The organism is Paenibacillus sp. FSL R5-0914, from assembly GCF_038004525.1.
GTDB lineage: Bacteria > Bacillota > Bacilli > Paenibacillales > Paenibacillaceae > Paenibacillus_AQ.
This window is the reverse complement of the sequence record NZ_JBBORH010000001.1, coordinates 2,039,530-2,051,576: the sequence shown is the minus strand read 5'-3', so window position 1 is coordinate 2,051,576 and position 12,047 is coordinate 2,039,530. Positions and strand designations below refer to the sequence as shown.

Annotated in this window: 5 protein-coding genes; 2 read left to right on the top strand and 3 right to left on the bottom strand. The window is 44.3% G+C overall.

Annotated features, from left to right (window positions below; all coding sequences use genetic code 11):
• Nucleotides 1–224 precede the first annotated feature (224 nt).
• Nucleotides 225–1,319 (top strand): YheC/YheD family endospore coat-associated protein, encoded by a 1,095-nt coding sequence (locus MKX60_RS09040; RefSeq protein ID WP_076285226.1) that lies wholly within the window; start codon nucleotides 225–227, stop codon nucleotides 1,317–1,319.
• An 86-nt stretch (nucleotides 1,320–1,405) separates the two neighbouring features.
• On the top strand, nucleotides 1,406–2,197 hold the full coding sequence (gene asd / locus MKX60_RS09035; RefSeq protein WP_042191516.1) for an archaetidylserine decarboxylase: 792 nt from the start codon (nucleotides 1,406–1,408) through the stop codon (nucleotides 2,195–2,197).
• A 73-nt stretch (nucleotides 2,198–2,270) separates the two neighbouring features.
• On the opposite strand, the gene MKX60_RS09030 is transcribed toward asd, so the two are convergent.
• From MKX60_RS09030 to gpmA, 3 genes are all read right to left on the bottom strand, one after another.
• A complete protein-coding gene (locus MKX60_RS09030; protein WP_341059547.1) occupies nucleotides 2,271–9,107 on the bottom strand; it encodes a glycoside hydrolase family 3 N-terminal domain-containing protein in 6,837 nt (2,278 codons plus the stop codon).
• 695 nt (nucleotides 9,108–9,802) lie between these two features.
• Nucleotides 9,803–10,798 carry an ABC transporter substrate-binding protein gene (locus MKX60_RS09025; RefSeq protein ID WP_076285228.1) on the bottom strand — a complete coding sequence of 332 codons (996 nt, stop codon included), beginning with the start codon at nucleotides 10,796–10,798 and terminating at the stop codon, nucleotides 9,803–9,805.
• Nucleotides 10,799–11,017: 219 nt separating this feature from the next.
• Nucleotides 11,018–11,761: a 2,3-diphosphoglycerate-dependent phosphoglycerate mutase gene (gene gpmA / locus MKX60_RS09020; protein WP_042191518.1), complete on the bottom strand. Its 744-nt coding sequence runs from the start codon at nucleotides 11,759–11,761 to the stop codon at nucleotides 11,018–11,020.
• Between the last annotated feature and the right edge of the window lie 286 nt (nucleotides 11,762–12,047).

Below are 12,047 nucleotides of genomic sequence, written 5' to 3'. Positions count from 1 at the left end.
TCCATCTATTGTTTCTCCTAGGCATCATATGCAGCGGTATGGGCTGATGACACCCTTTTGCGATAAGCCCTTAATAAGATTCTGATGAAATTTATACTTTCTTATATTTAAAAAAAGGCTTCTGCCGCCGCGCATTCGTCCACCCTGACATGCGGGTACAAACATACAATGACAAGAGTAGTAAAAGCGGGAATCACGTGACGGAAGAAACAGGAGGAACAAACATGGGGCATAAGCTCGTTGGAATACTACTAAATGCCGATATGCACCGGGGCGTTCCCCGGCTAAAAACAGGACAGGAGTCTCTATCCAACTATGAAGAGGCGGCCGCTGCATACGGCCTAGTTCCCTGCTTTCTGAAGCTCGCGGACATCGATACAGACTCAGGCTTCAGCGCCGCCTATATAAAGGGATCTCATGGATATAAAAGCGTAGTAGTTTCTACGCCAACTGTCATCCATAACCGGGCCATATACAGCCAGAATAGCCCAGGAATGCAACGTCTGCTACGGCACCATCCTTTGGTGTACAATACTTGCAATCGATACGGCAAGGATGAGATCCATGAACTGCTTGAGCAGCATGAAGAGCTGCGTGAGGTTTTGCCAGCAACAACTGGCGTATCTGGACTCAAACAAATGATGAATCGTTATCCCGATCTTATTCTTAAACCTTGCCGTGGAAGCATTGGGAATGGGGTCATGCGACTGGTTCGTAAAGGGCCTCAGCGCTGGAGCTTAAATTATCTCTCCCCCTCCATGCGGCGCTGGATAAGCACTCCTGTATATCAGGGGGCGCTGCCAAAAATGCTCCGGGCACGCCTTGCCTCTGTCCCTTATCTCGTGCAGGAGCGTATTCCCCTTGCTGAGATTGGAGGACGTCCCTTTGATTTACGCGTCACCGTTCAACGCGGCTGGGGAGGCGATTGGCAGGTTACCGGTCTCTTTGCTAAACTAGCACCCCCTGGGGGGTTTGTCTCTAATATAGCCCGTGGAGGAGAAGCGTTAAGCTCTTCCTTTGCGCTGGAAAAAGCCTTCTCTAGAGGAATAGCGGCCCATATCCGTATGGCTGTCGAAACACTTAGCCTTGTTATAGCTCGTTGTCTCGAACAAGACCTTCCAGGGCTGGCCGATATCGGACTGGATATAGGCATTACAAAGGATGGTCGCATCTTCTTCATAGAATGCAATGGCCGCGACCAACGCTATGGATTTCACAAAGCCGGCCTTACGGAGATTTGGAAGGAGAGTTACCGAAGACCTATGGGATACGCACGTTTTTTACTAGAAAAGAACAGCCTCATATATAACAGTTATTGATTTGTCTCCTATTCTATGTCAATATAATGCAGAGCAGAAGGCGGCCACATACGACCGTACTGCTGTATTATGGAAGGGAGATGGGCATGGTAAAACAATTGCTGCGGCTAATGACCGAGCTATCCTCGCACCGATGGCTTTCACGGTTAATGGGGTCTTTTTCTCATAGTAGACTCAGCCGTTTTCTAATCCCGGTATTTATTAAGACTTATCAAATCCCCTCCGCCCAAGCGGAGAAGAATCCTGGAGAATATCTCACTCTTAATGAGTTTTTCAGCCGCCGGCTGAAGCCTGGCATGCGGCCTATTGCAACCGATGCTGACGCTTTAGTTAGTCCCGTAGATGCAATGATTACTGCTATGGGTGACATTTCCTCTGGTACGATTATGAATGTAAAAGGGCAGGATTATAAGATCGAGGATCTACTGAATCATTCTCCGCATCTGGAGCTATACAAGAGAGGATTTTTCTTCGTCCTTTATCTAAGTCCTACGGATTATCACCGGATTCACTCTCCCCTTACTGGACATAAGGTTGAGAGTGATCATATTCGTGGACGAGCCTATCCTGTCAACGATTTCGGCATGCGACATATGAAGGGCGTACTGAATCGCAATGAACGTCTTATCACGTATATCGCCGGAGACTACGGAGAAACAGCAGTAGTAAAGGTAGGCGCGATGAACGTCAGCAGCATCGGGTATACGGATGCTAACGCTACCGAGTGGCAAATCGGCGATGATCTAGCCTATTTCGAGTTCGGCTCTACTGTAGTACTACTTATGGAGAGCGGTACTTTTACCCCGAGACCCAAGCTTGAGGTCAACACGAAGGTAAAGATGGGGGAATTGCTAGGGACGCTACATCGGCCGCTTTAGTAAAGCTATAATATAACAAAATAAGGGTATCCCTAACCGATTAAAAATCGGCGCCGGGATACCCTTGTTTTGTTTATTTCACTTTAGAGCTTGTTACGCTAGCATAGTAATCCAGTACATTGTTGATGATCACAGCTGCTTCAGCTCTTGAGGCCGAAGCTGTCGGATCCATTTTTCCACCGCTGCCTCCATTTACAATACCAAGATCTTTGAAGGCATAGACCGCTTCTTTAGCATAACCCGCAATAGAAGCATCATCTGGGAAGTCATGGTTAGTCGCTTGCGGCAATTCAACATTCAGTCTCTTCAATGCATTGAATAGAATTACACACAGGTCCTGACGGCTAATGCTGCTATTAGGAGCAAACATGCCATTACCGATACCATTGATCAGTTGATTAGAAGTCCCAATCTCAACATAGTTTTTATACCAAGCATCTTTCAGAACGTCAGTAAACTGCTTTTGATTCTCGCCCATGCTGAAGTTGAAGCTTTTTACTACCATGGCAACAAACTCGGCACGGTTTACCTTCCCACTTGGATCAAAGCTTCCGTCTGTGCGTCCGCCGATAATATTTCTCTCCACCAGCGCTGCAATCGCAGATTCTGCCCAGCTAGGAATTAGAGTAGCATCTTTAAACTTATTCTTAAGCTCTTGTCTGATTAGCTCCGGTGTCTTCGTTTTTCCATCTGTTATCGGAGACTGAGGCTGCTGTTCTCCAGGTTTTACGACTTCTCCAGGAATCGATGGTACTGAAGGTTCCGCTGGGGTAGTCGGTGTTGGTGTACTTGGTTGACCACCAGCTCCACCGCTGTAAGGTTTAACGATCACAGAGATCTGTACCTTCAGGCCAAGTGGATTAGCTATACCCTCAGGGAAGACAAGATCCCCCTTGATGGTGTACGTTCCTTCCGTATTACCGTTATAGCCTTCCTTGTTCCACTGAACAGAAACGACCTTATTCATCCCGGTATTCAGGGTTACTGATACTGAAGCTGGTAGCTCCAGTGCGCCAAAACTGGTACCATAAGCAACACTTTTACTTGCTAGTGCTTGCACTGCCGTGATTTCCGGTATCGTAATGACCTCCGGCAGTACTTCGATCGTAATGGATGCCTTCAGGTCTTTGGGATTGCTGACACCTTCCAGAGGTACTAGCGCTCCTTTCAGGATATAAGCTCCTTGCTTATCGCTATTGTAACCTTCACTATTCCAATCGATGGATATCGCCTTTGTCTCACCGTTGTTCAAAGTAGCTATGACCGATGATGGTAGCTTCAATCCATTAAATGGAGTGCCGAATGGAACGCTCTTACTTTCCAAATCCTGCACTGTGACAATCTCAGCGACACGAATCACTTCGGGCATTACCTGAATGGTGATGGAAGCTTTCAGATCATTAGGGTTGATCATTCCTTCTTCTAATACCATAGTACCGCTCAGCACGTATGATCCTTCCACATTGCCGTTATAACCAGCAGGGCTCCATTTAACAACAAGTTCCTTCTGCTCATAGGTATCAAGCGTTACTGTAGCTGAAGACGGCAATTCCAACTTATCAAAAGCGGTGCCAAATTCAACATTTTTGCCCTCCAGCTTCTCAACTTTAGTAATCTGGATAGGTTTAGTGCCTTCTGGCAGTACAACCACTGTAATAGAAACAGTTTGATGGGTACTATTCAATACCCCCTCAGGAAGCTCAAAGCTACCTGCCAGCGTATAACTCCCCGCTTTTCCACCGTTGAAATCTTTACTATCCCATTGTACAGGCAAGTGAATTACCCTTTTGTTGCCCAATGTAGCTTCCACTGTAGCTGGTAAATTCAATTCTCCTGCAGCAGTTCCGAACGGCACACTCAGCAGTTGCGGCTGAACAATCGATATAATTTCTTTAGCATGGGTATCTTCTGTCCATTTGGCATAATACACCGTGCTTATGTTCATTACCGTTTCTACGGTTAATGCATTACCAGTCCCTTCTTTATTATCAAACCAGCCAGCAAAAATGTAGCCTTCACGTTCCGGTACCCGAGGTAAGGTGCTTAATGCTTCACCTTTAAATGCGGTTACTTTGGTAGGAGCCGGTGAGTCCAGATAATTCTGATCGAAGGTGACTTCAATCGGATCAGCATAAATGAGTTCAACATATTGTAAATTTGCATTTAATCCGTTAAAAATCATATACACATTTTGTTTTCCAGTCACTTTGGTTCTGTCTAGGAAGGTTTCCGCTGTCAAATAATGATCAATGTAAGAATTTCCAGGCGTTTGTTTAGTGCTTGCCATTCCATAATTCCCCCAAGCAGCGCCTGCTTTCTGAGCAAAACTAATGCTTGCAAATTCATTACCAAGTTCAAAAGAACCTCCGCCGCTGTAAGCATCAGCGTATGCTCTTCCTTGTGTAGTAGCTCTTTTAACTGGTTTACCCGTATTGTCAGCCTCTGTATAGAATTTAAAAGATGGAGACGATCCGCCTTCACGGGCATACTGCACTCTTACTTCCACAAGATTAGTTAAGTCAACCTGACCGAAATAAACAAGGTCATTAGAATTGACATAACTCATGGCATCCGTACCACTTTCGAATCTGAACTGGGTATTCGTTGCATAAATCCATGGTGCATTATAAGGATAGATTCTAATACCGTTCTCTACTTTCAGCGTTTCTCTCGGAGCAATATTGATTGGCATAGACGATATGCTCAAATCTGTTATAGCCGCTTTCAAGGAAGCTATGGCTTCTGCAACAACCTCGTCGTTAATCGGCTCAGCAAGAACAGCCTTAACCTCATCCAGCACAGCGTTGAATTTGAGCTTTTTGTAAGCTGTGTATGCATTCATATCGATATTTTGAGCAGCCTTGATATCCGCATCTAACACCGATGTGTCTACATTGTCCTGCTTCAGCTGGAAGGTTAGCCAGTTCAGGTCAATACCAGCACTCTCAAATACAATTCTAAGGGTATGCTCGCCCGCCGACAGCTGAATATCAGGAATTCTAAAGGTTTTCCATACCCCTTTAGTCGTGGTGAGGTCGAAGGTACCCAGTAGCTTATCGCCATCATAGATGCCAAAGGACATTTGGGCGACATCCGATTGGCTAGAGCGAATTCGTGATGTGACTTTGTACATGCCTTCTTTCTCTACATTTACCTTATAGGAGATGGCTTCTCCCTTACTTGTGTTGGTGTAGCATAATCCACCGTCTACGTCATTACTGCTTACTGGCGTGATTATCGGAGTAATGGAGGCAAATTCCGTCTCAGCTACCTTCAATTTAGTATTTTTCCCAATCTTCTTTACTGCCAAAGCTACATCACTGTTGATTCTGACATAATCAAAATCAACAACAAATGGATCTGTAAGATTCTGACTTCCATTAGATGCAAGTAATCCAAACTTCGGATTGGCATAATTCGCAGTTGTACTGCCAAGTGAAATATATTCCTTGCCGTCAGCGCTGACATAACCGGAATAGCTGTTGCCTATTTTTTTCAAACGTAAATACAGCTCTTTCTTTTCTCCAAAAATACTGGTGAGCTGACTGGCAGACAGTTGTCCGATGGTAACAGGCTCCGTACCTCCGGTTTCTTTGGTCATACCGATGATCTTGCCGCTACTGTATTCATACTTCACCCAGATATAGTTATTGTTATCCTGTGAAGCCGTGATGCCGACGCCGTTATAATTTTGATTTGGCGCTTTGCTCATATTAATTTTCACTGTTGCTTCCCAGTTGCCGAAGGCCTCCTGCTGGAAATAGTTCTTCAAATCTGCATGATCACTCCAGAAGTCGCCTCTTTCAGCGATGATTCTCAAATTGCCGAGAGCAGTGCTCAAAGACCAGTTTTTGTTGTTTTCTGTATTGGTAGCAGTCTCTTTATTAATCGTCCAGAAGTTGCTTAGATTTGTACTATCGAACTCATCGCTCTGTGGTGTCGTACCAAATTGTATCACATAGGAATTCGCCTGATCGGAGCTGATACATTTGATCGTCACTCTTTTATTGATGAGATCTACGTTGGCCGTTGCTTTTACACCATCATTCGTTTCAAACGTAACTTCAGGTAAAGTAGCCCCGTTACTGAGACCTACATCATAACTGAACCTAGTCTGTGCAAACCCCTCAAGCGGCTTACCATCAATAGAGATATTCTTTAAATAAGCATAGGTCGGATTCTCAAAAATCGGTTCCAAGCCTTCCTCCGAAGAGAAAATAACCTTGTAGATCCGTTTCTCTCCTCCGGCCGAAGCAGTAATTACAGCAGCCGGTCTATCTTTATCGGCTTGTCGTATACTTACGTCTACACCAGCTATCGCCGTAGCTTTGACTTCAGGATAGCTGCTAGTTTCAGTCGTTTCACCAAAGGCTTTATAGTCGAGTTTCAATGGATTAAATATTTTGATCTTTTTGCCGCCAACCGTAATATCAGAGAGCTGTGGATCTCCTGATTTGTCCGTATTCACCCGGAACCAATCTCTTCCCGGCGTATAATTGACCACATAATCAATCTTTGCCGTTCTTGCAAAGGCTGGAGATTTCATCAAAAAGCTCGTGATATTCTTGGCAGAACGCTGCAATTCTCCCAGGGTCAGACTGCCGTTAGCAAGCGATGTCATCGTATTAAAGGTACTGTTATTCCGATTCTTATGCGTTTCTGCATAATCGTTCGGAATTACCATGTAAAGGTCATTTTGGGCACGGACCATGGCTTTGCCGTTGGTTTCATCATAACGATTGGTAGTGGCATAGAAGCCCTGATCCTCACTCATCTTCGCCCACCAGTCTGTCATGACAATCCCGTCAAAGCCCCACTCTCCACGGAGGATGGTCGTATTCAGGTCATAGTTACTGGAAGCCCAAGTTCCGTTTACCGGACCATAGGACGTCATCACTGAACGCGCCTTTCCACTCTTTACTGCCATTTCATAACCTTTCAAATAAATCTCGCGAAGCGCTCTTTCAGAGACAAGTGCATTCACAAGATGTCTATCCGTTTCCTGATTGTTCGCTGCGAAATGCTTAATAGTAGGCGATGTACCGTTCTTCTGAAGACCTCTTGTCTGCGCAGCAGCCATGATGCCTGTCAGTAACGGATCCTCTGAAAAATACTCAAAGTTTCTTCCGTTCAGGGGACTTCTGTGGATATTGATTCCCGGTCCAAGCAGCGTATCGATATTGTTAATCAGCATTTCTTTACCGAGAAGATCGAACAATCTTTCATTCAGCTCGGTGTTCCACGTACAGGCAAGCATCGTCCCGTTCGGGATACTGGTTGCCTTCTCTGCATTGGTCTCCATCCGGATTCCTGAAGGACCGTCGGCAGCACTGTCGATAGGGAGTCCGAATTTCAGCAGATTTTTAGTGACACCACCAAAAGCCGCAGCGGTTCCGGCAGTAACTTTGGGGCTGGACATCCCTTCCCCTAAAATAATGGCCCCCAGATCGTTGTTGGACAATTGTGCAATGAACTGATCCATAGTCACTTTCTGATTGTATACATCCAATAAGGTATAACCCTTGTCCCCAGTTTGTGGAATGGACGCAGGGAGATTTTGCTTGATTCTTTCATCCAAGTCGGTAGTCCGTGTCGGTACCTTTTCAGTGACAGTGGTAAAAGTACCATTTTCATTCGGTTGTCCTGGTTTGATACGATCAAATTCCTTAGTTGGCGCGAGCGCTTCCTGCAAGGTTTCTACAACCTTCAAAGCATTAAGGCTGTATACTCCATGCTTTTCGCTGTCACTTACACTGTTGCCTACGTAAATATTATAGTCACCAGCTTCTAGGACATAAGATGAATCATGACCTGTAATTCCACTGTCATCATATGAGGCCATATCTTTGGTGTCATACGTGATGGTGATCGACTGTGATTCCCCAGGCTGTAACAGCCGGGTCTTAGCAAAAGCAGCAAGCTCCTTGGCAGGCTTGCCAAGTTTACCTTGTGGTGCACCGTAATAAATCTGTACAACTTCTTTGCCTTCCACCTTACCTGTATTCTGAACAGTTACAGTCACTGCAACCTCATTCTCACCAGCGTTGACATTATCAGTCGTGATCTTGAAATTGGTATAGGACAGTCCGTACCCAAATGGATAGAGCACCTTATCCGGAGCAAAGGTCTCAAAATAGCGGTAGCCTACATAAATATCCTCACTATAAGAATTTTCAGTTTTGCTGCCAAAATGTGCAGTAGAAGGATAGTCAGCAAGTGTAGCTGCAATCGTATCGCTCAATTTTCCGCTTGGCGTAACATCTCCGGTCAGTACGTCGGCTACTGCGCTACCGCCTTCCATCCCCCCTTGCCATGTGTACAAAATAGCAGCTTTGGGATAGTTTTTAGCCCATGACATATCGATAACGTTGGCTACGTTCAATACGATGGCCACTCGGTCGAATTTGGCATAGACCCGGTTGAGCATGTCTACTTCAAGGTCTGTCAGCTTATAGGCACCCTTGACGTCCGTATTATCCTTATCTTCACCGGCTGTTCTACCGATGATGACCACAGCTGTATCCGTTTTTGCTTTTGCTGCATCCACAATTTCATCGGTTAAAGGCATTTCTGCCTGTGACCACGGCTCTGCTGCCCAGCCACCACCGCCATTGTTGAAAGGATTCTTTTTGATCCAGTCGGCATAAACCTTCGCCAGATCTTCATTTAACTTGAGACTGGGATTGTTCCGAAGACCTTCCAGAATCCCATTCACATAATCTACTCTTACCGCACCGCCAGATCCTGTGCCTGACTTGTAATAATGCGCTTGTATGCGGCCAAATACCGATACATTTTCACTCATCTTGATAGGGAGCACTTGTTCATTCTCATTTACTTGTGATCCTGCTGGTTTATACTCCGGATTTTGTAGCAACACAATACCTTCAGCGGCCACTTCTCTGGACACATCCGCTAATCCCGGGAGAACCTTAGCCAAAACGGGAGAACTGGTACTAGGCGTTATGATTGAGGTTATCAGAATGCAGCAGAATAATATTTTAAGTAAGCGATTACAATTTTTCCTCATATTTATCACCATTCCTTTCGATTAAGGTACAGCTTAGGATAATGGGTCATCGTAAAGAGCGAGATTTCAATTAAAAATTTCTAATGCATAAACGTTCGCTTCATAAACCGATAGGATGATTTTACTTTCAGGAAGGAGTTATTCTCTAAGAGCGCTAGCCGCTGTGGAGTAAGGCTTATTCAAGCATCAAGTGTGTTACTGATTAAATCTAAACCGGTTTAGATTTTTCACATAATTCTCCTAACTCATACTTACAAATTAAAACGTGCGAAAATGTTCATTAATTCCTCCTTTACTTTTTAAACTTACATTGAATACTATCATCAGAAATATCATCCTAACATAGAAAATCCTCATAGATTTATTGAATATACTCATGTATCACAGAATTCAAGTTTTTCAAAATAACTAAAAAGGCTCACTCGGCCGATAGCTAAACTTATAAACCGAAGTTAAGATGGGCCCATTATAAAACAGCTACATTAAAAATAGCAGGGAGAATCAGCATCGCTTAATGCCGATTCTCCCTGCTATAAAAACCAAATGCAAGTTCGTGAACTTTCGTTGAAGTAGAATTATTTTGCAGATAAAAGACTCTCCGTAATGTAATTTAACTGCGCTTCAAGCGTAACGGGATCACTATATGTATCAGCGGTTGGGTCCAGTTGGAATACGTTGCCTGCTTTTACGGCAGGAAGATGCTTCCACAAGGGGTTGTCATAGACGATTTTCGGATCGCTCGTATCGCCAGCCCATGGGCATGTGAATACAATATCTCCAGCAAATTGAGGCAGCTTCTCAAGGGAGATTGTTGCCCAACCAGTGCCGCTGTCTATAGCTTCTTTCTGCGCTTCAGGAGGTGCTTTCAGGCCAAATTCATTATAAATAATTTCTCCACCGCGCCCGTAGCTGTGACCGAATACGAATAGTCCACCGGAAAACGGATTTAGGATAGAAACGGTTTTGCCACCTACAGCTGCTAACACCTTAGGCTTCAATTCTTTGATTTTTTTGTTCCATTGTTCCACCCAAGCTTTAGCTTCGGCTTCTTTCCCCGTTAATGTACCGAAATCAAGCATTTGATCTCTGATAGTTTTTGCACCGTATTGAATGGCTACTACTGGCGCTATTTCAGCCAGCTTGTCGAGTCCTTCCATTCCGGAGAATACAACAATAAGATCAGGGTTCAGCTCTAAAATGTGTTCAAGAGATGGTTCATCCCCAAGGCCTTGAACGCCTTCCAGCATTCCTTCAAAGTAGGGACTGTTTAAGACACCATTCATAACACCAACCGGTTTGATACCTAACGCCAAGAAGTATCCAGTGTCGAAGGAGGTTAAATCGACAATCCGTTTCGGATGTCTGGGTACTTGAATATCTCCGTTACTTGCTTGATATGTAACCATGTCCACTTCGCTGGATGAGTCATTGGTGTTTGATGAAGATACGGCACTCTCTGTCCCATCTACTGAGGAGTTGTTATGCTCAACTGCTTGTCCGCAAGCTGCTAGCAGTAACGTTATAACCAAAGTAAACACAAGCAATAGATAAGTTTTTGGAGATTTAAACAAAATAATTCACTCCAATCGACATATTATATGATGATATTGATAATCATTATCAATGTAACTATATAGTATTATTCTATCATTGGCAATGGATAATATGTTAACATCTACTGCATTTACCTTTTGGACACCTACTACACACTAAAAATAAAAGGACAGCCCCATGGCTGTCCCTTAATCTTTTCAAGTCATTATATGCTCTATTTACATCTGTTACGCCTATTACACATGTCCTTGCTTAGCAACATCACGCGCCTTGGCCGCAACCTGTTCCGGATCTCCTAAATAAAAGCGGCTGATTGGATTAATGTCCTCATCCAGTTTGTACACGAGTGGTACTCCTGTAGGAATATTGAGCTCCAGCAGTGCTGCCTCATCAATATCTTCCATAAATTTGATCAACGCTCGCAGTGTATTGCCATGGGCTGAAATGAGCACCCGTTCCTTTTTACGTACAAGGGGAACGATGCGGTTTCTCCAGAAATCACCCACACGATGAACAGTATCTTCCAGACTCTCGCCTCGCGGAATATCCTCCGGACGAATACTGCTATAACGAATATCATTTCTGGCATACCGAGGATCATTAAGCTCAAGCAGTGGAGGCCGAACCGATAAACTCCGTCGCCAGAGATGCAATTGTTCTTCACCGTATTTTATCGCCGTTTCACTTTTACTAAGTCCCTGAAGTGCACCATAATGCCGTTCATTCAGCTTCCAGGACTTTTGCACAGGAATCCACAGCAGATCCATTTCATCGAGAACATAGTTGAGTGTTTTGATCGATCGTTTGAGTACCGATGCAAAAGCTAGATCAAATGTATACCCTTCATCCTTCAAAAGCTTGCCAGCAGCCTTAGCCTCTTGAATACCCTTCTCGGTTAAATCCGGATCACTCCAACCCGTAAACAAATTCTGCACATTGTACTGGCTTTCACCATGACGTATCAGTACGATTTCGTACATTTTATCTCTCCTCCCACCTATATGCTCTGGAACTCTGTTACATCATGCAATAGATCACCGTGATAATCTCTAGTATGGGCGTTTTTTGGGCAATTGAATGTAAGATATGCAACAGAATGCAAAATTACCCTCACAGGAGATTTATTCTATTGTATCAAATACAACGAGAGGAACGATAAATCCTTCAGTTTGCCAAGCATAAATGCCTAGCGGCATCCTTATAAGGACGGTAAGCGTTTATGTCTTATATTTCAAAAAAACCGGAAGCCTGTTGGCCCCGGTTATT

What these genes read in the sequence shown, in the direction of transcription:
- asd (WP_042191516.1), top strand. Translation starts at nt 1,406, where the DNA reads ATGGTAAAACAATTGCTGCGGCTAATGACCGAGCTATCCTCGCACCGA.
- MKX60_RS09040 (WP_076285226.1), top strand. Translation starts at nt 225, where the DNA reads ATGGGGCATAAGCTCGTTGGAATACTACTAAATGCCGATATGCACCGG.
- gpmA (WP_042191518.1), bottom strand. Translation starts at nt 11,761, where the DNA reads ATGTACGAAATCGTACTGATACGTCATGGTGAAAGCCAGTACAATGTG.